The sequence below is a fragment of the Bacillus sp. SD088 genome (assembly GCF_017355205.1).
GTDB lineage: Bacteria > Bacillota > Bacilli > Bacillales > Bacillaceae_C > Lederbergia.
Window position 1 is genome coordinate 1 of record NZ_JADIJK010000015.1, and the last position, 22,591, is coordinate 22,591.

Annotated in this window: 20 protein-coding genes; 8 read left to right on the forward strand and 12 right to left on the reverse strand. The window is 40.1% G+C overall.

Annotated features, from left to right (window positions below; translation table 11 throughout):
• Positions 1-12 precede the first annotated feature (12 nt).
• Entirely contained in the window at positions 13-1,020 is a 1,008-nt protein-coding gene (locus tag IPU53_RS13935; protein ID WP_242698308.1) for a zinc-binding dehydrogenase, read from the reverse strand.
• A gap of 326 nt (positions 1,021-1,346) precedes the next feature.
• Here IPU53_RS13935 and IPU53_RS13940 point away from each other — a divergent pair, with 326 nt between their 5' ends.
• Complete coding sequence (locus tag IPU53_RS13940; protein ID WP_207451637.1) at positions 1,347-2,108, forward strand: DeoR/GlpR family DNA-binding transcription regulator; 762 nt, start codon at positions 1,347-1,349, stop codon at positions 2,106-2,108.
• Positions 2,109-2,252: 144 nt separating this feature from the next.
• Here the strand turns inward: IPU53_RS13940 and mnmH are convergent, their stop codons facing one another.
• From mnmH to selD, 3 genes are all read right to left on the reverse strand, one after another.
• Positions 2,253-3,302 carry a tRNA 2-selenouridine(34) synthase MnmH gene (mnmH, locus tag IPU53_RS13945; protein ID WP_207451638.1) on the reverse strand — a complete coding sequence of 350 codons (1,050 nt, stop codon included), beginning with the start codon at positions 3,300-3,302 and terminating at the stop codon, positions 2,253-2,255.
• 35 nt (positions 3,303-3,337) lie between these two features.
• The gene (locus IPU53_RS13950; RefSeq protein WP_207451639.1) at positions 3,338-5,548 is read right to left on the reverse strand and encodes a YhgE/Pip domain-containing protein; all 2,211 of its coding nucleotides are present in this window, start codon (positions 5,546-5,548) and stop codon (positions 3,338-3,340) included.
• 127 nt (positions 5,549-5,675) lie between these two features.
• Positions 5,676-6,728, reverse strand: coding sequence for a selenide, water dikinase SelD (selD, locus tag IPU53_RS13955; protein WP_207451640.1), 1,053 nt, complete (start codon positions 6,726-6,728; stop codon positions 5,676-5,678).
• A 276-nt stretch (positions 6,729-7,004) separates the two neighbouring features.
• Between selD and IPU53_RS13960 the strand changes: the two genes are divergently transcribed.
• The 7 genes from IPU53_RS13960 (at position 7,005) to IPU53_RS13990 (ending at position 14,160) form a co-directional block, all read left to right on the forward strand.
• The gene (locus IPU53_RS13960; protein WP_242698302.1) at positions 7,005-8,630 is read left to right on the forward strand and encodes a spore germination protein; all 1,626 of its coding nucleotides are present in this window, start codon (positions 7,005-7,007) and stop codon (positions 8,628-8,630) included.
• 15 nt (positions 8,631-8,645) lie between these two features.
• Entirely contained in the window at positions 8,646-9,752 is a 1,107-nt protein-coding gene (locus tag IPU53_RS13965; protein ID WP_207451641.1) for a GerAB/ArcD/ProY family transporter, read from the forward strand.
• Entirely contained in the window at positions 9,749-10,960 is a 1,212-nt protein-coding gene (locus IPU53_RS13970) for a Ger(x)C family spore germination protein (protein ID WP_207451642.1), read from the forward strand. Before IPU53_RS13965 ends, IPU53_RS13970 begins: the two co-directional genes overlap by 4 nt.
• Before the next feature lie 38 nt (positions 10,961-10,998).
• The gene (locus IPU53_RS13975; protein WP_207451643.1) at positions 10,999-11,202 is read left to right on the forward strand and encodes a CLC_0170 family protein; all 204 of its coding nucleotides are present in this window, start codon (positions 10,999-11,001) and stop codon (positions 11,200-11,202) included.
• A gap of 119 nt (positions 11,203-11,321) precedes the next feature.
• Positions 11,322-12,674 (forward strand): MFS transporter, encoded by a 1,353-nt coding sequence (locus tag IPU53_RS13980; protein WP_207451644.1) that lies wholly within the window; start codon positions 11,322-11,324, stop codon positions 12,672-12,674.
• A 77-nt stretch (positions 12,675-12,751) separates the two neighbouring features.
• Positions 12,752-13,543 (forward strand): arylamine N-acetyltransferase family protein, encoded by a 792-nt coding sequence (locus IPU53_RS13985; protein ID WP_242698303.1) that lies wholly within the window; start codon positions 12,752-12,754, stop codon positions 13,541-13,543.
• 113 nt (positions 13,544-13,656) lie between these two features.
• Complete coding sequence (locus IPU53_RS13990; protein WP_207451646.1) at positions 13,657-14,160, forward strand: DUF6147 family protein; 504 nt, start codon at positions 13,657-13,659, stop codon at positions 14,158-14,160.
• A gap of 164 nt (positions 14,161-14,324) precedes the next feature.
• On the opposite strand, the gene IPU53_RS13995 is transcribed toward IPU53_RS13990, so the two are convergent.
• From IPU53_RS13995 to IPU53_RS14030, 8 genes are all read right to left on the reverse strand, one after another.
• Positions 14,325-15,110 (reverse strand): DUF4367 domain-containing protein, encoded by a 786-nt coding sequence (locus IPU53_RS13995; protein WP_207451647.1) that lies wholly within the window; start codon positions 15,108-15,110, stop codon positions 14,325-14,327.
• Positions 15,103-15,681 carry an RNA polymerase sigma factor gene (locus tag IPU53_RS14000; RefSeq protein ID WP_207451648.1) on the reverse strand — a complete coding sequence of 193 codons (579 nt, stop codon included), beginning with the start codon at positions 15,679-15,681 and terminating at the stop codon, positions 15,103-15,105. Before IPU53_RS14000 ends, IPU53_RS13995 begins: the two co-directional genes overlap by 8 nt.
• A 206-nt stretch (positions 15,682-15,887) precedes the next feature.
• Positions 15,888-16,700 (reverse strand): alpha/beta hydrolase, encoded by an 813-nt coding sequence (locus IPU53_RS14005; protein WP_207451649.1) that lies wholly within the window; start codon positions 16,698-16,700, stop codon positions 15,888-15,890.
• Positions 16,701-16,978: 278 nt separating this feature from the next.
• Entirely contained in the window at positions 16,979-17,626 is a 648-nt protein-coding gene (gene pgmB / locus IPU53_RS14010; protein ID WP_207451650.1) for a beta-phosphoglucomutase, read from the reverse strand.
• Positions 17,627-19,912, reverse strand: coding sequence for a glycoside hydrolase family 65 protein (locus tag IPU53_RS14015; protein WP_207451651.1), 2,286 nt, complete (start codon positions 19,910-19,912; stop codon positions 17,627-17,629). It lies immediately after the preceding gene.
• Positions 19,913-19,933: 21 nt separating this feature from the next.
• Positions 19,934-20,746, reverse strand: a complete 813-nt coding sequence (locus tag IPU53_RS14020) for an inositol monophosphatase family protein (RefSeq protein WP_207451652.1) — start codon at positions 20,744-20,746, stop codon at positions 19,934-19,936.
• Between the two features lie 16 nt (positions 20,747-20,762).
• Entirely contained in the window at positions 20,763-21,599 is an 837-nt protein-coding gene (locus IPU53_RS14025) for a carbohydrate ABC transporter permease (protein ID WP_207451653.1), read from the reverse strand.
• 1 nt (position 21,600) lies between these two features.
• The gene (locus IPU53_RS14030) at positions 21,601-22,464 is read right to left on the reverse strand and encodes a carbohydrate ABC transporter permease (protein ID WP_207451759.1); all 864 of its coding nucleotides are present in this window, start codon (positions 22,462-22,464) and stop codon (positions 21,601-21,603) included.
• Positions 22,465-22,591: the final 127 nt, after the last annotated feature.

Here is a 22,591-nt window from a genome sequence, read left to right on the forward strand (position 1 = left end):
TATAGAGGAAGGCTACCACTCAAAAGCCATAACAGTTTTTTTCCAACCTTTATGTTCTGCGGTTTCATCCATCATTTTTTTCATATCCTCTGCATGCCGAATAAGATAGTCTTGATCCGGTAATAGCTTCCTCAAAGCTTGTTGGTACTCATGACTTCGAAAGGCCTCCATCAGTTGCAGAAAATCTTTTGCTGTACTTCTAGAGCTCCCATACAAGGTCAATCCCTTTTCTAAAAGATCTCTCGTATTGATCGGAACTTTTTCTTCTGTTACACCCAGCAGGACCATTTTTCCTTGCGGTTCAATTAAATCGATCGCTTGGTTGATCGCCTGTTCACTGAACCGACCTCCTGTACATTCAATAACAGTTGTCACATTTGGATATTGTTTAAAATCGAAATTATGAACGAGATACGTACTGGCAAACTTAAATTGTTCTAGCTTCTCCGCTACAGCTCCGAAAACGATTAGTTTTTCCTTTGGAATTTTAAAAATATAATGAAGCATAGCCGCGGTTAAATACCCTACTGGTCCATCCCCAAATACAGCTACTCTTCCCTCGTGCAACACGTCTTGAACATAACGAAGTGCATGCAGGGATACAGAGTTTAATTCAGCAAGCAAGGCAATGCGATCCGGTACCTCTTTAGGAATCGGAATAGCATTTTCCGCTGGTAAGATCAATTGGCTTTGCCCAATACCATCGTAACCGCTTCCAAGAAAAACACCATTTTTGGAATAATTATCATCTATAGATCTTCCTGTTTCCTCTGATTCTCGCTCATGTAAGAGCCGACCTGGAATGGTAGGGACAATAACAACCTTTTGACCGACTTGCAAAGAATCATCTCTTGAGAGCACAACTTCCCCAATCCCTTCATGGAATAAAGCCATTGGCAGTTTTTCCTTCAAGGCATTTTTTCTCCTTTGTCCCGTATAATAACGAAGATCTGCATGACATACACTAGCTAAGAATGGTTTAATTACCACATAGCCATTGGAAAGTTCATGTTGAAGCATCACCTCCGTAATCTCACCTGGCTCTGTTAATCTATAAGCCTTTGAATCAATTAAATTCAAATGTATCCCTCCCATATGTTTATTTATGCCTGTTTCTGTACATTATATTCATTAAATGAAAAAATATCAACATAATAACGCAAATAAAATCGTTGTAAACGATATAATTCTTCTTTTTTTAATAAGTGATGCCATGTAAGAAGCTATCTCTTGCCCTTTTATCCCGCAGGACAGGCAGTACTCCCTACTAATTGAAGTTTCACTTTTATGTTCATTCTTTTTTGTTTATGATAGAAGAAAGAATCCTGAGATTGGGAGGAAAGGTAATGCTTCCTTTAGAAAGACATCAACATATTTTGCAATATCTTAAAGAACACAGTGTAGCCACTGTCTCTGCTTTAGCAGAGCATTTCCAAGTTCATGAAGCCACAATTCGAAGAGATTTAAACATACTTGTGAAAGAGGGTCATTTAAAAAGAACGCATGGAGGCGTCATAATGGAGGAAGAGGTTCACTCAGAACCTCCTTTTCAAGAACGAGAATCCGCTCAGCTTGAAGAAAAGATACGAATCGGACAATCGGCCGCACAAATGGTTGAAGATGGAGAAAATATTATCCTTGATTCTGGAACAACTACTATTCATATCGCGAAATCAATTACGAACAAAAGAAATCTAACTGTGATCACAAATGATATTAATATTGCCGCAACCCTTCGATCGACTCCCTCTATTAAGGTGATTGTGACAGGGGGGATTTTATTTCCGGAGAGTTATATGCTAAATGGGATGATCACCGATGAGGTATTACAAACAGTACACGTCCATAAAGCATTTATCGGAACCCCAGCTCTGCACCATCAGAAGGGGCTTACTCATTTTGATGAATCCCTTGTATCAGCAAAACGAGGGATGATTCGAGCAGCGAGGCAAGTCATTGTTGTAGCAGATCATACAAAAATTGGCAATGTCTCCTTACATAAGGTGGCAAGTTCTAACCAAATCCATGATATCATTACTGGAAAGAAAGCGGAAAAGCTAGATATGCGGGCATTGGAGGAATTAGGGGTACAAGTTCAATTTGTTTAACGAACGCTGGACAAGCTTGGAGCCTGATAAGGATGGGGAAGGATGAACAGCTAAGTTCGCGCCGTCCTGTCACTTCGTCTACTACTCGTCGTCTATACGACGCAGCACTGTTCTAACTCACATCCTGTAAGCCAAAACAGCGGATTACCCACTATGGGAAATCCGCTGTTTGCTGACGATTTGCTGAATCTTTTCTTTTGCCTCTTCAATATTCTCCACATGGATCGTGATCTTTTGTGCTTCCGGGTATTGTTCAGCTGCATGTTGATAACGAGGATCATAATAGTATTCTAGTAACCGACGGACGACCAAGGAATAGTTCTCATTTTGTAAAGCTTGTTCCACTTCCTCCGCTATAGGTGTATGAATCCTCATTTTTATACGCTGAAATGCTTCCATGCACTCTTGCTGGTGCTCCCATGGCTGATAATCATCTAAAATCGTTTGAATTCTTTCTTCCATCGGCAGATTAATGAAAATATGGGTACCTTTGTCTTTTAATGCTTCTATAACAGGAGGTAAAAGGGCCTTCCCAACCCTTCTACTCTCTCCCTCAAGCAAAACAGAGGAGGAGTCTTTTAATTGGTCCATCCTCTGTACTAACAAAGAATCGAACACCTTTTGATTATGCGGTTCAAGACCAATTCCACCAAAGATTGACCCGCGGTGATTAGCTAACTTTTCTAGATCAATCACCGGAAATCCCTCTTGTTGAAGTTCCCGCAGAATGACTGTTTTCCCTGTACCTGTATTTCCATCTAAAATATAAGCATGTGGAGTAAAATCGATTGTCTCTAATCGATCTACAACCCATTTACGGTAGGACCTGAATCCTTCCTCTAAGCGCAATACATGGATCTTCATCAATTCAAGTACAGTCGCCGTCGTTTTGCTGCGCATGCCTCCACGCCAGCAAAATACAGCCTTTTCACCCTCAATCTCTTTAAAGCTTTGGACAAATGCAGGGAGCTTTGCGGAGATTATTTCTAACCCCCGCTCTTGCGCAGCCTCTGGACTCACTTGTTTATATAATGTGCCTATCTCAGCCCTTTCCTGGTCTGTAAAGAAAGGGATGTTAATGCTCCCTGGAATCGTAGCATTTTGGAATTCTGACGGTGAGCGGACATCAATCATCGTCACTTTATTCTGATTTGCTAACTTCAGCAATTCCTCAATCGTTATGTTTCGATGCATGATTTTTACCTCTCTCCCTCACATATAACCTACTCTTAGTGAACTAGTCCCGATTCCTTTGATTTCTCTAAGAATTTTTTAGTCTTCTTATTAATGGGCTCTTTTAAGAATGCTCCAAAGATAATCGCAAGCACTCCGCAAAGGATAAGTACACCAATATCTCTTAACGCTCTTCCCCAAACAATTCCACCTACAGCTTCACGCATTAAATCAACAGCATAAGTGAAAGGCAGATAGGGATTAATAACTTGGAAAAACTTAGGCAACAACTCAACAGGGTATGTCCCGCCTGATCCCGAAATTTGTAAAACAAGCAACACAATGGCTAATGCCTTTCCAACATTTCCAAATACCGAGACAAGAGAATACACGATTAAAATAAAGACAGAACTAACGAGGAGACCGAATAAGACAAGCCAAACAGGATGCTTGGCATTCACGCCAATCAAAAATAAGTCTCCCAATGTTACCACTATCGTTTGCACAATACCAATCGTCCAGAATGTGAAAAAGCGTCCAAAGTAAATTTGTCTCCCAGTGTATAAACCCTCATTATGCACATCCACTGCTAGCAAGGAAATAAGTAATAACGCTCCTACCCACCCCGCTAATACAGTATAGAACGGCGTCATGCCTGTTCCATAATTTTCGATTGGAAACAATTCATTTTGGTTCAACAATACTGGTTCTTCAAAAAAGCTTTGTTCCGCAGAAGGATCATTGCGCAATAACTGGATAATTTCATTAATATCTGTATCCTTTTGCACCTCTCGAATCTTATTCGCTAATTGTTTTACCTTATCATTGACATACGGAAATTCGCCGGAGGCATATTCAAGCATGCCTTTTCCTTCTTTTAAGTTCTTTTGAGTACTATTCAACACCTTTTCCACTTCTGGCAAGGTCGATTGAATTTCTTCCAAAATTCCCTTGGCTCCGGTTAATGTGCTCTTGGCTTTTCCTACTTCTTCTAAAATTGTCGGCTCAATATTATTTTGATATTCTTTCACAAATTCGTCCAGCTTGATGTTTGTATCTGCTGCAGTTTGATGAATTTGATCGACTACTTTACTAGCGGCTTCTGTATTATTTAAGAATTGATCCATTTGATTAACATCAGAACGTAATTGTTCCAATGATTGCCGCAGTTCGGCTGTTTGGGAAATCGCTTGATCTATTTGTTCCTGCGAAAGTTGATCGGATGGCTGCCCTTCCCCTGCCTCTGCCTCTTCATCAGATGGTGGAGATAATTGAGCATTGGTATCCTGTAACTGCTGTAAAGCCTTCTCAACTGTATTCAACGTGGCAATCGCATTATCAAGCTGTTGTTCTATATTTTCCTGTACTTTTTTTCCTTCATTGATATCAATCTTGCTTTCTTTGGCTTTATCTAAAAGCTGATTGATTTGATCAGTGATCGATTGGACCTTTGCGACATCCTCTTTCACTTTCGGTGCGATCGAATTTAAACGCTCTTCCGCTTCATTCATATAGCCCAAGGTCTGATTAATCGTCGTTAAACCAGTATTTGTATATTCCTTTGCTTCAGGAAGCGCTCCTTGCGCCTTATTCAGAATGTCCCCAGCAGAATTCGCATCACCTAACGACTCGTTCAACATTCTATGAATTTCCGGAAGATTTTCCTCCAGGGTAAAAATATAATCCTCAAACTTCTCAATATCCGGTAAATTACCCTCTAATTCAATACCTAAATTATTAAATAGGTCAAAAATAATTCCATTAACTGTTGAAACAAATTTACTACTCACTTCATCCGCTATAACAGATGCGCCTTTTTCGGTTATTTTCGGTGAAACAGCATTTAACTTTTCATTGACATAATACTCCATCTGGGCCTTCTTTGGCTCATCTGATAGTACGGTTCCTAACTTTTCCGAGAAGTCTTCAGGAATAATGACAATCGCAAAATAATCTCCATATTCCACTTTATCCATGGCATCTTTTCCATTGGTAAAATGCCATTGCATACTTTTATTATCCTTAAGATTGTCAACGACTTCTTTCCCTGCATCAATCTCTTGATCGCGAACGGTTGCCCCTTTATCTTCGTTGACAATGCCGATGGGAAGATTCCCCGTATTAGAATACGGGTCCCACATGGCGGCAATATTGAACCATGCATATAATGAAGGCAAAATGGCAAGCCCACCAATAAGGATCATGGCAGCCCAATTGGTGGCAATATTTTTCAAATCTTTCCTATAAATATTTAAACTGTTTTTCATATCGGTGTCCTTTTTTGGGATCGAAATTTTAATAGCATTTTGCCTATTATCCCCATTTCCATAAAATGTAACCAAACTGATCACATTTCGCGCGGACAGCTCACCCTTTCTGTCTTTGTTCCATCATTTAAAAGTCTATGATCACGTGCCCTGTATGGTCCTCCACAACCTCACCAATGAGGGAAGCCTCTACCCCATGTTGTTGTAAGTCTGCTAATAATGCCTCTGAATCATCATGCGCTACACTAATAAGTAGCCCACCAGAAGTGACTGCATCACACAAAATCCATTGATCTACCTGATCTATCGACTCTGGAAAAGTAACTGATCCTTCTAAGTGGGAAAAGTTGTTTTTCGTACCACCAGGTATCACACCCTGTTCAGCCAATTCTCTCACTCGTTTCAACACAGGTACTTGGCTCTTTTTAATATGCAAGCCTACTGCACTTCCTTTTGCCATCTCAGAAGCATGGCCGAGTAATCCAAAACCTGTAACGTCTGTACAAGCACGAATATCATAATGAGCCATTGTCTCTGCCGCTGTCTTATTCAAAGTCGTCATTACGTTTGTTAGATTAGTGATTTCTTCCTCTTTCAATAAGCCCTTTTTCAAAGAAGACGATAAAATCCCTACCCCAATTGGTTTGGTTAGAATTAATCGGTCTCCTGCTTGAGCGCCAGCATTCGTTCTAACCTTATCCGGGTGAACGGTTCCTGTCACAGCAAGGCCAAACTTCGGCTCTTGATCATCGATTGAATGACCTCCAACTAAAGTGACGCCTGCTTCCTGAAGCTTATCTGCCGCTCCCTTTAAAATATCAGCCAAAATCTCTTTTTCTAATGTCGCGATGGGGAATGCAACAATATTTAACGCAGTGATAGGTGTCCCTCCCATCGCGTATATGTCACTAATCGCATTGGTAGCTGCGACTTGACCAAAGGCATAAGGATCATCGACAATAGGTGTAAAAAAGTCTAACGTTTGAACGATCGCTAAGTCATCCGTGAGTCGGTAAACCCCTGCATCATCACTCGTATCAAGGCCAACCAACAAATTCGGATCATGCTTGGCAGGTGGCAGCATTCGAATCACCTCTGACAAATCCGCAGGACCAATCTTACAGCCACATCCTCCTTTTGAAGATAAAGACGTTAATTTTACCGAACTAGACTGTGTCATAAGACATCAACCTTTCCTTTTTAAATATGTGTTTAAAGAAGCCAAAATTCAACCAGACTTCTTTAAGCATCCTCTTAAAAATATATATACAGTATAAATGATATTGTAGGATAATATCTATCTTTTACTTCCTTATCTTCATTTATTTCATAACTAATAGCCTATGTCACACTGTCCTCACTTGATGATCTTCTATTTCGAAAGTTCAGCTTACATATTTACCCTTTCACTGCACATACTGACAATAGACTTAATAATCACAAGGAGATAGAAGGAATGTCTATGTCGCTTTGGAAACGAAAAAGAAAAAAAAAGAAAAAAACGCATGTAAATATTCCTCATTCTCGCATTGAGCAGTATAAGGATGATGAGATAAATGGAAACTTAGATGATACGATTGCTTTTATCAAATCATTATTAGGAGATAATGATGACCTTATTATTCGCAAGTTTTCTATTTACGGGACACATTCAGCTGCTTTATTTTATATTTCCAACCTCGTTGAACAGCAAACCATCAACCATGAATTGTTAAAGCCATTAATGGAATTGCCTAACCAGATCGAGATCAAGGAACTTGAACCAGATGAAATACTTTCCACTCTATCGGAACAAGTTATCTATCATGGACAGCTTGGAAAGGAATCATATCTAGTAAAGCTAGTGGATGCCATTCTAGCAGGAGAAACGGTCCTTGCAATAGACAGTGCTTATGAAGCCATTCATATTGACACACGTTATATTGAAAAAAGAGCTGTCTCTCAGCCTGAAACAGAACAAGTCATTATTGGCCCACGGGAAGGCTTTATTGAGCGCTTAGGAACGAATATTGGTCTGTTACGCTACCGATTACCGACAGCAGACTTTTGTGTAAAGTCGCTAAAAGTTGGAAGGCTAACGAAATCTAAAGTCGCGATTTGTTATTTAAAAGGAATAAGTGATCAAGCTCTAGTTGATGAAGTAGAAAAACGCCTTAAGAAGATCGATATTGATGCCGTCTTAGATGTTGGCTATATCGAGCAATATATTGAAGATAATCATTATACTCCCTTTACTCAAACTTTATTAACAGAACGGCCAGACAGTGCGGTTGGAAACTTAATCGAGGGAAGAGTAGCCATCCTCGTCGACGGCTCTCCCTTCGCTATGTTAATGCCTGCTGTATTTAACCAGTTCTATCAGGCAACAGAAGATTATTCTACCCGTTTTGCAATGGGCAGTTTTCAACGATTCATTCGCATGTTTGCCCTTGTCTTTTCCCTAATTGTTCCAGGTTTATATGTCTCTTTTATTTCCTTTAATCCGGAATTATTACCGACTGATTTTGCGGTAGCTGTCGCAGGTGGGAGGTCGGGGGTCCCTTACCCCGCCGTCATTGAGGTGCTGATCTTAGAAGTAGCAATGGAAATATTGCGGGAAGCCACTGTCCGGTTACCAAAACAAATCGGGAATGCTTTATCGATTGTTGGTGTTTTAATTGTTGGTGATGCCGCGGTGCAAGCAGGCCTATCAAGTCCGATCACAGTCGTAGTCATAGCGGTTACAACAATTGCCTCGTTTGCAACTCCGGTCTATAGTGCCGCATTTGCCTTGCGAGTACTCCGTTTTCCATTAGCGATTCTCGCTGGACTATTCGGATTATATGGACTAATGGTTGGATTGATTATGGTCTTAAATCACATGCTTTCGCTAAAATCATTCGGTGTTCCTTATCTTAGTCCAACCTCTCCTTGGAATACGCAAGGTATGAAGGACAGTGTGATTCGATTCCCTTTTTGGTGGATGCCGAAAAGACCGAAAATGTTCCAATCGAAAAATAACATCCGTGTAAAAGTGAGCGAAGAAGAGATTAAATCAAAGCCCAGCCAGCCTCTTGATCCATTGAATAAGCAAAACAAATAATGGGGGGAAGAAACAATGGAACCAACTCGAAATATAACTGTTGGCCAAACAACTGCGATACTAGTTAGTACCATCATCGGGGTTGGGGTTTTACGACTTCCCCTTATTTCCGTACAATCAGCTGATACGGGAGCTCCACTTTTAACTCTTTTATCCACCATTTTCGTTTTTGCTGGGATGTGGGGTATTGCAAAGCTTGGGAATCTGTTTCCAGATGAAACGTTCGTGGAGTACAGTGAACACATCATTGGAAAATGGTTGGGGTGGCTATATATCTTTTTGATTATCGCCTTTTTTATCCTGTTAACTGGTTTTGCAGCGAGGGAATTCGGAGCAGTAGTCGTAACGTCTGTCTTACCAAGAACGCCCCTTGAAGTGACCGTGATTGTCATGCTAGTAATGGCCATGATTTTTACTCGGGGAGATATGAACACCTTTACTTATATTCATAGCTTCTACTTACCTGTTATATTAGTCCCTCTATTAATTATTACATTGGTCTCTCTAAAGGATGCCAATACCCTTTTTCTCCAACCAATTTTGGGAAGTGGCTTCAAAATGATGACAGGTATTCCAGAAATAGCAGCATTATTTCAAGGCTCTTTTGTTTTGGCAATCCTAATCCCGCTTATGCAGAAGCCGAAAAAGGCACTAAAAGCTAGCTTTTGGGGAGTAACCATTTCTGGTGGCTTTTTCATCATGATTATTGTCGCTTCCATCGCCCTCTTTGGAGTAGAAGAAATAAAAACGATCATGTGGCCGACACTAGGGCTCGCGCGGGCCACCTCCCTTCCCGGCAATACATTGCAACGTCTTGATGTCGTCTTTTTGGCCATTTGGGTAACGGCAGTGTTTACAACGATCTTTTCGAATTATATGTTGACGACCCAAGCGCTGAAGCAATTTTTGCGCTTACAAGACCATAAAGCGCTAGCACTTTTTCTATTGCCGATTATTTTCCTCGTTGCAATGTTTCCCGTTGAAACGATCGAAATGTATCGATATATTAAAGTATTTGGCATATTGGGACTTATCCTCACTTTCATTTTTCCATTTATTCTACTAATTGTCGCCAAAATCCGCAAAGTACCAAAGAGGAAGAGGAAAGGAGCAGGGAAATGAGCTATAAATCAATTCTTGTCTTTTTCATGATTTCCCTGTTGATTCCACTCCTCGGAGGATGCTGGGATAGTATAGATATTGAAAAAAGGGCCACTGTACTGGCGATTGCGATCGATAAAGCCGATCCGGGTGAAGAAAAAGAAGAGGGATATATTACCCACATGCCTGGTTCCCAGCCCGCAACCGAAAAGTTGCTGAAGATCACAGCTCAGGTTTCTGTTCCGGGACGAATTCCCTTAGGTCCTGAAACAACAGGTGGGGAGGAACAAGAGCCAGTGTGGGTGATTAGCACTGTAGGTCATACAGTCGATGATGCTTTATTAAATTTACAGCAAGAGCTAGCCGACCAGCTATTTTTAGGTCATCTGCGCATTCTCGTTATCAACAAAGAAATTGCCCAAGAGGGAGTGAAGGAACTCAATGACTTTTTCCGGCGAAATGCGCAAGTGAGAAGAACGACGTGGATGGTCATTTCGGAGGAAAAGGCAGAAAAGTATATGGAAATCGCACCGAAATTAGAACGGGTGCCTGCTTTATATTTAACAGATATGGTGGGCAATGCTGAAAAATTAGGGAAAATTCCCTCCTCCGATATGGGAATATTTTGGAGAACACTCTCAAGTAAAGGACAAGATGGAGCTTTGCCCTATTTAAAAATACACAGAGCAGAGAATATAGCGATCAAAGGATTTGCTTATTTTCATGAAGATAAAATGAAAGGAACGATTGAGCCGATTGAAATTGGCCAACTCATGGGCATCCTTGGGGAAAAGCAAGGAGGTTATGGAGTCTTCATCAACGTTCCAGGCACTGACGACAAGGTACTAGTACGCGCTATTCGCCGTTATTCCAGAATGAAAGTAAGCATTAAAGACGGGAAACCTAAAATCCGTATTAAAATTCGCTACGAAAATGAAATTGATGAAGATGCAAAAAGTGATGTGAATCTTGCCAGTATTGACTTAATCAAAAAAATTGAAAAACAAACAAATAAGGCTACAACAGCCTCCTTGAAAAAATTAATCCGAAAAATGCAAAGAGAGGAATCTGATATCTTTGGTTTCGGTGAACACGTACGAGCAAAACAACCTGCCTATTGGAAGAAACATATAAAAACAAAAGAAAATTGGCGGCAGGTTTTTAAAGAGGTTGACATTGACATCGAGGTGGACACCCAAATTCAGCAATCTGGTATTAAATCTAATTAAACAATGCTATAGTTCGCTCAAGAAAGGAGTTCATGGACATGTTGGATATCAGCTATGGCTACTACCTGATTAGCCTCTTCATTCTAACGGGAATAATCATCCTCCTATTAGATGTAAAAACCCATTCAACAAACAACCAGAAAAAGGAAAAAAGAGTCATCCTTTTTTTGGGATGGGGAAATATTGTCCTTGGTTCAGGTTTCTATATCATAAGTTGGATTTACCAGAAATGGTTCTGGTGACCAAGTTAGGTTTTTTAACGTTTTTCTCGAATTCTTGAAGTTGGGATAAAGTTGAAATTATACGTAAAATGCGTTAAGTTGTTTTGGTATACTATTTTGACAGCATTGGTGTGATGACTTTGGCAGTAAAAACACATAAAACATGGTTGTTTGTCCTTACTATTGGTCTAGGTACGTTACTTAATCCGCTTAATTCATCGATGATTTCTGTGGCACTAACTCGGATGCAGCATGAGTTTGCTTTGACGTTCGCAGACGCTTCTTGGCTGATTTCCATTTTTTACATTGCAAGTGCTGCAGGCCAGCCAGTGATGGGAAAATTAAGTGATATGTTTGGACCGAAAAAATTATTTTTGTCCGGATTATTGCTTGTCGCTTGCTCTGCCATACTCGCTCCCTTTTCACCTAATTTCCCCTTTTTGCTCGGTTGTCGTGCTTTAATGGCGATCGGCAGTTCAACCTTGTTTCCAAGTGGAATGAGTATGGTGCGCACACATATTACAAAGGGACAGGCTAAAGCATTAGCCACCTTGTCTATTTTCGCTTCCACCTCTGCCGCCTTTGGCCCTTCAATTGGTGGATTTTTAATTGAAAGCTGGGATTGGCCATCGATTTTTATTATCAATTTCCCCTTTATTCTTACTGCTTTTATATTGGCTATTTTTATTTTACCGAACACTGGCCAGGGAAAAGTTGAACTACGACGAATTGATTTTATTGGCATTTTCCTATTTATTTTAACGATCATTGGATTGATTTTATTCCTTCTATCGCTCGAAAATAAAATTCATTGGTGGGCACTAGGCATTTTCATATTGGGTGCGATCAGCTTTTATCAGTATGAAAAGCGACAAGAAGAACCTTTTATTGACCTACCGTCATTAAAAAGAAATCCAACGGTTTCCTTAATCTACTTACAATTTATTAGTATTAACTTAGTGTATTATTGTTATTTCTTTGGTTTTCCGACCTTTTTGCAACAGGTTCATCATTATAGCGAAAGAAATACCGGCTTGATTATGTTGGCTCTTGCCGGAGCAGGCGTCATCATTGCCCCCTTCGCTGGAAAAATGATCGATCAACATGGTTCCAAAAGGCCACTTGTTATCGGAGCGATCATCTTATTGATCGGAACAGCTTTATTGCTAACCTTGCAAGAAAACTCTCCCTTGTTATGGTTGCTCGTGATTATGGTTGTATTAGGAACTAGTAATGGATTTAATAATATTTCTATGCAAACGGCATTATATGAACATGTAAAACCAGAAGATACGGGTTCTGCCTCAGGGCTGTTTCAAACGAGTCGTTATCTCGGATCAATTCTTTCCTCGAGCTTGCTTGGCCTTGCCTTTAATCGCCATCTCGATACGCAGCATTTACATAATGTCGCGCTAGTTTGTCTGATCTTTTGCTCATTGGTTGTTATTCTCGCAATTCGATTGCCAAGTCACCGGCATCGTGTTGAGCATTGATTCCACTCCCCCCTTCCCTTTTCTGAAAGCATTCACTACAATAAGTGTAAGCTTAAAAAAGGGAAAGGGGCATGAGGATGCAAGAAAAATTAAATGTAAAGGCTTATTTGGAGCGGATTGGGTATAAAGGGATATTGGATACCAGTGCTCAAACACTAGCCAAGCTGCAAGAAAATCATCTACATACAGTCCCATATGAAAATTTGGATATTTTACAAAAGATCCCGTTATCATTAGACATCGCCGATTTGTATAAAAAAATCGTGATCCAACGAAGGGGTGGCTATTGTTTCGAGCTTAATGCTTTATTTAGCTGGCTATTGAGTGAACTTGGATTTTCTGTGACCGATTACTTCGCTCGTTTTTGGCGAGATGAGCCAAATCTACCTCCAAAGCGTCGTCATCATGTTTTAAGAGTAGAGGCAGAGGGGAAATTCTATTTATGTGATGTCGGTGTTGGTGGCATTGTCCCAATAAGGCCAATCGAAATGGTGGAAGGGTTGATACAGACTCAGGGAAATGAAGTATATAAACTTGAAAAAGTTCCGGAGTTTGGCTGGATGCTGTATGAGAAAAAGAAAGAGCAGTGGCGAGAGATTTTTTCTTTCACGGAAGAGCCGCAGCTGGCAAAGGATTATATTATGGCCTCCTTTTGGTGTGAACATGCACCTGATTCCATTTTCACGAAAGAAGCCATGCTAGCCATCCGTACAAAAGCAGGCCGAAATTCTGTATCTGGTAAGGAGTTTCGCATTTTTACAGATGATCAAGTGCATGCTTTTACGCCAGCCTCCAATGACGAATACAAACAAGCATTGCAAACGTATTTTGGGATTGTTTTGGCAGATGATGTCGATTATCATTTTTAAACACGGATTTTTTTAGTCCTTTAGAACTGTTTTTCAAAAACTTTCATAAAAGTCGTAACCTTTCCTCTACTTATTCGTTAGTTATAATGAATATATAGGAGAGGATGAGTACAATGAGGAAAAGTAAGTTCTTAGTATCACTGTTGTCCGCTGTTCTCATGGTAGTCTTTATGTCCAGTCCCACTTTTGCCGCTGAAAATGAAGATACTTCTATGATTCCAACAACAGGGGAGCCTTCGAGCGATCCAAACTATGGGGAAGGAAGCATCGAAAACTCTTCCATTCAGCTCTTTGCTAATCAATATTTAAGTAGTGGCAAAAGTACCATTAGTCGATCAGGTGCGACTGTCACTGTCGGCGGCAATACAATAGCACGTACATCTGTTGATGTCATCGGCGTAAGACTTACTTTACAAAAATGGGACGCGCAAAAAGGCGCTTGGATTAACCTATCCAATTTAGGTGAGTACAAGTCTAATGGGTCCACTGTTGCCGCAGGGAGCCAAAAATTAACCGTAGCAAAAGGAAGGTATCGAACCTCAAGCTTCCATTGGGTACAAAAAGGTAGTAAAACGGAAAGTGCCACTAGTGTTTCAACCTATATTGAAGTGAAATAATCAGCTAGACTCACGATAAATGACAAAAAAAGAACTAATGATAGAGAATTCTCTCACACTAGTTCTTTTTCTTTTCGGATAATTAGAGCTGTGCCCAGCAAAAACTCCCTGCTGATCTCAGATAATTCTCCAAGATTAGAAAGGGAGTCATTTCATCTCTTTTCTTATTCCATCGATTCCGCAATTTCTATAATTTCCTGTTTTGACAAATCTCCGCTTATGGAATAATACATTTGGTCGTCTTTTACCCAAAATAACTCACTGAAATCATCTTGGATAGTTACGAGCTGGGCTTGTTGCCCATTCACAATTATATTCTCCATTTTGGCGTCTTCATTGTCAAATACCGCTCCCATCCCAAAGGCCTCAGCAACTACTTTCTGATTGATCACAAAGCCCTTCTCGTCCGTGCCTTCATAATGCAAAAGAATGTCTGTACTTAATTCATCTTCCTCCTTCATAACAGTCACATTTTCCAAATGATAGGCTTTCGGTATATAGATGGGCACTGCAATTGGAAATGCGGTTTCCTGCTGTGCATCTTGCAAACTCATTTGCAAAGATTCAAACTCAGATTCCACTACGACTGGACCATCTTCTGATTCACCTGTTTGAGGGGGATTGCCAAATCCTGTATCCTCTCCCACTTTCAAAAATAAATGAGCCATTTTTCCTTGAGCCTCTTGGAAAAATTGGGTTAGCGTTGGGGAGGCTAAACCTTGAGAGGTAGAGAATAGTGTAACGGAGGCAAGAATAACCAGAATAGATGCTGCATACATCCACACCTTCTTGAAGCTTTTCGGCTGACGAACAGGATGTTTCTTCCGAGCCTCTTCTAGCTTCTCCCATGCCTCTCCCGAAGAATACGTGGGAGTTGGCGTCTGTTCCATCTCTTCATTAATCACTTCTTTGATCAGTTGGTCCAGAGAATCACCTTTTTCTTTACTCAAAATGACCACCATCCCTAAACTCATCATGATTTTGCAATTCTTTTTTCAACTTCTTCTTCGCACGATGAAGGCGAGATTTCACCGCGCTTTGGCTAATATTCAACAATGCTGCGATTTCCTCCTCCTTTAAGTCGTACTCAAACTTCAGCAGCAGCACTTCTTTATAAGCTGGGGGCCTTAGAACAGAAATGCATCTTTTAATCAATTGTTTGAGCATCCGTCTTTCCACTTTTCCCTCTACAGGGGACCCAGAATGATTTTCATTGGAATTTCTATCTAATATATAGACGTCATCTGTGAGATAATCGTTTCGCTTTTTTTCTTTTCTTATATGATCAATCGCCGTTCGTGTAGCAATCGTCACAAGCCACGCTTTTATTTTCGTATCTCTTTTTAAGCTATGGAAATTTCGAAATGCCTTTATAAAAGCCTCTTGAGTAATATCCTCAGCGAGGTACTGATCATGGATTATAAAATAAACAGCCTTATACACATCGTGGTAATATGTTTCAAAAATATGTTTTTCATAATCTACATGTGTGATCGACTGTTGATTGTTCCCTTCAGGCAATACTGTCCCTCCCAACAAAGCGCATTTCGACATCTTTATATTTTTACGATCCTATTATTTATGTATCAATGTAAATATTATCATAATTAGAGTAAGAGAGGTTGATCAGTTCTGACATTTTCTGCCGACCTAGTATAATTCCTCGCTATTACGAAGTCATAAAAAAGATTGGTGCAGCATCATGCTGACCAATCTTTTTCCATCCCCTATTTTAAATTCCGAATCCACACCCCTGCCATGTCAATCCAATTTTGGCATTCTTCTTGGATACCAAAATTATTCTGAACACTCATACTCTCTTCATTCGCCAAGGAAAGTCCGTGTCCCCCATTAGGATAAATATGTAACTCAAAGGGAATGCTATGCTTTCTTAAAGCAACAGCAAAGAGCATCGAGTTTTCCACCGGGACACCAGCATCCTCAAATGTATGCCATAGGAATGTAGGTGGTGTTTCAGCATTTACCTGCTTTTCCAAGGAAAGCTTCTCTCGTAATTCTTCATGCTGATCTCCTAGTAAAGCGTCGAATGAGCCCTGATGAGCATGAGTACCCGATGTGATGACAGGATAACTCAAAATAAGTCCGTTTGGTTTGTAGAGTTGCTTGTCGACTTGTGCGCTTTTAGCTAAAAATTCTTTCTCCCAGAAAACGCCGAGACTTGCGGCTAAATGCCCACCGGCTGAAAAGCCAGAAACAATTACTTTTTGAGGGTCAATATTCCACTCCTGCGCTCTTGTTCTCACATGAGCTACTGCTGTAGCCAGTTCAGTTAAGGCTGTTGGGAAGATAGCTGGTTGAACACTATATCTTAAAATAAAGACATGAAACCCCATCGCATTCAGCCGAATCGCAACTGGCTCTGCCTCACGGTCAGAAGTCTTAACATACCCGCCACCTGGACAAATGATGACAGCCGGCCTTTTTCGGTTTTGGTCAATTTCTGGTGAGTTGTCCAACACATACGTATAAAGCTTTGCCTCTGATTGCTCAGTCTGTATTCGAATCACTTCATGGATCAATGCACAACACCCCTACTCTTTTCATAAAAGTACGTGTTCAAAAAGGAGGATAAAGCGCTGACGTCAATCGTAAACGCTTGAGAGACTTAGTACATCCCGTACGTCGACAATTCGAGGAGGCGCAATTTCGAGTGCAAGGAAAGCCTCCCCGAATCCACTTCGTTCCTCGGAAAAGTGGTTTTCTTTTCCGAGGAACGGACTTGCACAGAGCGTGTCGGTGCTTAGTCGAAGTTCATTTATCTCGCAGTGTCATTTTTATCGGACTTTTTGAACATCTTCTAAAAGTATACCTCGACCGGGAATTTTTTTAAAGTTGAATAAACAACATCAGCTTGAGGGAGATCCTGTCCTTGGCCCACTCCGAGCGCAAGCATTCCAACCGCTTTGGCTGCTTCTAACCCAGCCTGTGAGTCCTCAAACACAACACATTGTTTGTAAGGCACATTTAGTTGATCTGCCCCTAATGTAAATACTTCTGGATCTGGCTTTGCCTTGGAGACAGCATTTCCATCGACAATCACATCGAAGAAAGAGGTAATCCCGACATTCTCTAAAATCATGTTTGCATTCTTACTTGCGGAACCTAAAGCAATTTTTACCCCTTTTGCTTTTAATGTCTCCAATAAAGCGAGAGAACCTTCCAGCAGTTCTGATTCATCTAGCTTAGAAATAAACTCCACATAACGATTATTTTTCCCCTCTGCTAAACTTTCTTTCTCCGCTTGCGTGAAACGCTCTGTCATTTGACCAACCTCTAATAAAATATCGAGCGAGGCCATTCTCGACACACCTTTGAGCCGTTCATTATCCTGAAGGGTGAAGGAAAAACCAAGTCGGTCAGCAAGTTCCTTCCACGCTAAATAATGATATTTTGCAGTATCGACTAAGACACCATCCAAATCAAAAATCGCACATCTATGCTTCATTTATTTCCCCTCCAGCGACAGGCTCAATTGCTCTTTTAGTTGATAAGCTTGTCCATATACGTGAATCGTTTTTTCACTTCCGCTTACAAGACTGAACTGACAGGACTCCGCGTCGATCTTTACCTTGATTACACTGTCTTCATAATGAACTTTAAATTCATAACCTGTCCATTTCTCAGGCAAAAACGGAGAAAAATGATAGCCTGTTTCCTTAATGCGTAAGCCTGCAAATCCATAGACAATCGCCATATAGTTTCCGCCCATATTCGCCGTATGAATACCGTCCTTGGTATTTTTATGCGTATTAAACAGATCAAGCTTCGCCGATTCTCCGAAGTAATCATATGCCTTCTCATATTCCTTTAATTTAGCCGCCATAATACTAAAAATACACGTCGATAAAGAGGAATCATGGGTAGTAATCTTTTCATAATAATGGAAGGAGTTTTCAATCGTACGTAAGCTTTGCGCATCCTCGACAATAAAATGAGCCAATACCGTATCCGCTTGTTTACATACCTGATGACGATAGAGATGCAAAGGATGATAATGGAGTAATAATGGGAAATGATCTTTTGGCGTTTGTTCCAAATCCCAAACTCGCTTGCTTAAAAAAGAATCATCTTGCGGATTAATATCCAACTCTGAATCATATGGCAGATACATCTGCTCTGCTGCTTTGGAGAATTCATCCACTTCCCCAGATAATAATTGAATTTTTTCTAGTACAGCTGTCTGATCATTTGCTTGCAAGAGCTTGTAAAACTTCACGGCCCATTGTAAATGGTATTGTGCTAAAGCATTGGTATAGTAATTATTATTAACAACACAAGTATATTCATCAGGACCTGTCACATCATGAATCATAAATCGGCCTTGATAAAAGTGACCAGCATCAAGCCATAATCGAGCTGTTTCAAAGATCATTTCTGCTCCATATTTTGCAATAAAGTCGAGATCCTTGGTTACTAGATAGTAATTGATTACTGAATAGGCGATATCCCCATTAATATGGTATTGCGCAGATCCTGAAGGATAATATCCTGAGCATTCCTTCCCAGAGATTGTTCTCCAAGGATATAAAGCACCTTTGGTATGCCCCATAATCTGAGCATGCTCCCGAGCAGAATCTAAAATATTATAGCGATACTGAATTAAACTTTTCGCCATTTCCGGTTGAGTCAGCAAAAAGAACGGTTGAATATACATTTCCGTATCCCAGAAGTAATGGCCTTCATAACCCTCGCCGCTCAGACCCTTAGCAGCAATATTGCTATACTGATCTTTTCCAGCTGATTGTAGCAACTGATAGAGATTATAATACATAGCCATGCTTAATTCTTCATCACCGTCAATATCCACACTTGCATATTCCCAGTAGTTCGCTAGGAACTGTTCTTGCTTCTGGTACCACGTTTCAATGGCTTCAGCAGTTGCCTCTTCCATTACTTGTAAAGCATGGGCATATGGATTTTCTTCACGAATCGAATCGGAAAAAACTGTATATTTGCTTAAAGAAACTGTCTCCCCCGCTTCAATCGATGTTTTCAACTCACAGTCAATCGATTCACCATGATTGAGATAGTCGATTTCCCCTTCCTTTGACAAGCGATGCTGAACCGCTGTGACAACTTGTAAGGCAGATGCCGATGTTCGAGATTGAATCAGGGAAACACCATCCCTCTCTTCCACTTTCTCTACATGAATATGGCGAAAGCTCTCTCCCGCTACCCGTGGATCATCTGGATTGAAATAGTTTTGGACATTTCCAATATGCGAAGAAAGAAATTGGAGATCCCCTGAGAAATTCTTAGCTGTGACATCATATTGGATCGTAAATAGAGGTAGTAAAACAAAGGATGCCATTCTTGTTACAACGATTTCGACTTCATGACCTTTAGGAGAACGCCAAAGAATAGTTCTTCTTGTTATCCCCTTTCCCATATCCAATGTTCGCGAACTCTTGAGTACCTCCCCTTCGAACATACTAAAAAGCTCTTGGTCAATCCCTAGCTTTATCCCCTGAGTATCAACCACATTCACCATTGTCTGCTTTTCCTCGACAAACCCATAAAGTTTTTCTGCCTGCTTCATCGCAGCCAAATCATAAAAGCCATTAATATAACTTCCCCGGATTGACTGAAATGATTCGGGATAACCTTCTTCAAAATTAGAACGGACACCTAAGTATCCGTTCGCATTGTGAAATAAAGTTTCATTCACTAATAATCCATCGTTTTCTAGACTAAAATCTGAGATTTCATACACTAGCTTCCTGTTATTCATGTCATACATACCCTTCAAAAATTATTTACTCTCTGTCTCTTCTCCTAGATACTTCTGCATAAGTTGCTTATGAAAAGTTGGATTGCCTGCACAAATAGATGTTTTCTCAAATAGATTAATTGGTTTATTCTCAATCGTAGTAGCTGTAACGCCCAGCTCTCCCAATAAAACTAAGCCTGCGGCAAAATCCCATGGAGATAACCGTAAACTTATAAAACCATTTAGCTTTCCACTCGCAACTGCAGCCATTTCCAAAGCAGCTGATCCGATCACCCTTGTTCCTCTAAGATCTCTAATTAAGGAATGAAACTTCCGATAATCATATTGGTCATTTGGTACAAGCCAACCGCTATCAATCCCTAAAAGAGAATGCTTTACTGTAGTCTCTCCTACCTTCTTGAGTCTTTCCTCATTTTTGAATGCACCATGCTCATGTAAGGCGTGGTAGCACTCTTCCCTAATGGGATCATAGATAACGCCTACTCGCGGGTGACCATTTTCGTATACGGCCACTGAAATAGCAAAGTTCTCCCTTTGATGGACAAAGCTTGTTGTCCCATCAATCGGATCAATTAACCAAACAATCTCTTCCATTGGATTGAAGAAAGTATCTTCTCCCATCCCTTCCTCTCCAATTATATGGTGACTTGGATATCGTTCTTTAATTTTATGAATGAAAAACTCTTCAATTTCGCGATCCTTCTCAGTTACTAAATCGGCTTCAGAAGTCTTATACTCCACATGTAACTGCTCGCCCAGACTTTCTTTAATATTTTTGCCAGCTTCCTTTGTCCAAGATATCGCTGTCTTATAGATTTCAGTAAACTTTTCCATATACCCCACTTCTTTCTTATTTAATTGCTCCTTCACCAATCCCTTTGATAATGTGTTTTTGTGAAAATGCATAGAAGATAACAACTGGAATAATCGTCATGGTTAAGCCTGCCATCGCTAAATTCCATTGGATCGTAAATTCTCCAAAGAAATAGAAGGTTGTTAACGGAATAGTTCGCAACGCCTTATCAGAGAGTGCCAAGGATGGTAAGAGGTAATCATTCCAAATGCTAATGACATTCAAAATCATAACAGTTACAGTAATTGGTTTAAGCATCGGAAAGACAATTCTCCAAAACACACCAAATTTTGAACAACCATCAATCGTTGCCGCCTCTTCTAAGGAAACCGGAATCGATTTAATAAAACCGTGGTAAAGGAAAACAGACAAGCTGGCATGGAAACCAATATTCATGTAAATTAACCCACCGTGGGTATTCAACATTGGAATATGAAGTGTATCGCGAATGATCCCCATGAATTCCATTAAAGGCATCATTAATGTTTGGAAAGGAATAAGCATGGTTGCCACGAAAGTCATAAAAATAACCTTACTCAATTTATTGTCTGTTCTCACTAACATCCAAGCTGTCATGGACGCCAAAATAACAATGATAATAATAGAAACAATCGTTACAAACAAAGAATTTTTCAACGCAAGAAGAAAATTCATTTTTTCCATTGCTGTTTGGTAGTATTGAAAGCTAAATTGGGAAGGAAAGGCAAGTGCATTACTATAAAGCTCTTCCCGATTTTTAAATGAATTGACAAGCATGATATAAACAGGTGACAAAAAAGCAAGTGCAACTAAAACAAGCAAGATTTCCGATACTATTTTCCCTGTTCTCTTCATTTTACATTTGCACCTCTTTCTTCTTCGTCATATAAACCTGTGTTAATGTAATGGCCGCTACAACAACAAAGAATACAATTGCCTTTGCTTGTCCATATCCATAATGACTGTATCCGAAGATTTCATTGAATATATTCATCGCAAATAATTCCGTGGAGTTTACCGGTCCTCCATTCGTTAAAGATAAATTTACATCATAAATCTTGAACGCATTAGCGAGAGTGAGAAACAATGCAATTGTAAAAGATGGCATTAACAATGGAAAAATGATCTTCGTTAGTCTTTGCCAAAAATTAGCACCATCAACGCGGGCCGCTTCTATTAACTCATTCGGAATTCCCTGAATACCTGCAAGATAAATAATCATTGTGTAACCAGCCATTTGCCATGTAAAAACAGCCACCAGTGCATAAAGAGCATAATTTGAATCTAAGAGCCAATTGAAGAAAACACCTGTCATTCCAGTTGATTCTCCCATTGTTCTAAAAACATCTGTGAAAATAAATTGCCAAATATAACCGAGAATTAAGCCACCAATCAAATTAGGCATAAATAGCAATGTCCTTGCTGCTTTCGATGTCCGCAGCTTCGTAGTCACCAATAACGCAAAAGTAACCCCTATGACATTGACAGAAATAAGTGCTAATACCGTAAATTTAATTGTTTTCCAGGCAGAACTAAGGAAACGGGGATCATCAAATAATTGCACAAAGTTTCCGAATCCCACAAAGGTCTTCGGATTAGAAGGGATACCATCCCAATCAAAAAACGAATAATAAATCCCAATCAAAAATGGAATAATGACAACCGTAGCAAAAATTAATAGTAGTGGAACAGTGAATAGTGCAAACCAAACTCTGTCCATCTTTTTCTTATTCAAGTCAATCCCTTCTTTCCTAAAAAAGTGAAAGGCCCGTCGCCTTAATGTATTTTCACGAGCGATAACATACATTTCACGAAGGGCCTTTTTTGTTCACGAATTATTCAATTTG

What these genes read in the sequence shown, in the direction of transcription:
- IPU53_RS13935 (WP_242698308.1), bottom strand. Translation starts at nt 1,020, where the DNA reads ATGCTTCAACATGAACTTTCCAATGGCTATGTGGTAATTAAACCATTC.
- IPU53_RS13940 (WP_207451637.1), top strand. Translation starts at nt 1,347, where the DNA reads ATGCTTCCTTTAGAAAGACATCAACATATTTTGCAATATCTTAAAGAA.
- mnmH (WP_207451638.1), bottom strand. Translation starts at nt 3,302, where the DNA reads ATGCATCGAAACATAACGATTGAGGAATTGCTGAAGTTAGCAAATCAG.
- IPU53_RS13950 (WP_207451639.1), bottom strand. Translation starts at nt 5,548, where the DNA reads ATGAAAAACAGTTTAAATATTTATAGGAAAGATTTGAAAAATATTGCC.
- selD (WP_207451640.1), bottom strand. Translation starts at nt 6,728, where the DNA reads ATGACACAGTCTAGTTCGGTAAAATTAACGTCTTTATCTTCAAAAGGA.
- IPU53_RS13960 (WP_242698302.1), top strand. Translation starts at nt 7,005, where the DNA reads ATGTCTATGTCGCTTTGGAAACGAAAAAGAAAAAAAAAGAAAAAAACG.
- IPU53_RS13965 (WP_207451641.1), top strand. Translation starts at nt 8,646, where the DNA reads ATGGAACCAACTCGAAATATAACTGTTGGCCAAACAACTGCGATACTA.
- IPU53_RS13970 (WP_207451642.1), top strand. Translation starts at nt 9,749, where the DNA reads ATGAGCTATAAATCAATTCTTGTCTTTTTCATGATTTCCCTGTTGATT.
- IPU53_RS13975 (WP_207451643.1), top strand. Translation starts at nt 10,999, where the DNA reads ATGTTGGATATCAGCTATGGCTACTACCTGATTAGCCTCTTCATTCTA.
- IPU53_RS13985 (WP_242698303.1), top strand. Translation starts at nt 12,752, where the DNA reads ATGCAAGAAAAATTAAATGTAAAGGCTTATTTGGAGCGGATTGGGTAT.
- IPU53_RS13990 (WP_207451646.1), top strand. Translation starts at nt 13,657, where the DNA reads ATGAGGAAAAGTAAGTTCTTAGTATCACTGTTGTCCGCTGTTCTCATG.
- pgmB (WP_207451650.1), bottom strand. Translation starts at nt 17,626, where the DNA reads ATGAAGCATAGATGTGCGATTTTTGATTTGGATGGTGTCTTAGTCGAT.
- IPU53_RS14015 (WP_207451651.1), bottom strand. Translation starts at nt 19,912, where the DNA reads ATGAATAACAGGAAGCTAGTGTATGAAATCTCAGATTTTAGTCTAGAA.
- IPU53_RS14020 (WP_207451652.1), bottom strand. Translation starts at nt 20,746, where the DNA reads ATGGAAAAGTTTACTGAAATCTATAAGACAGCGATATCTTGGACAAAG.
- IPU53_RS14025 (WP_207451653.1), bottom strand. Translation starts at nt 21,599, where the DNA reads ATGAAGAGAACAGGGAAAATAGTATCGGAAATCTTGCTTGTTTTAGTT.
- IPU53_RS14030 (WP_207451759.1), bottom strand. Translation starts at nt 22,464, where the DNA reads ATGGACAGAGTTTGGTTTGCACTATTCACTGTTCCACTACTATTAATT.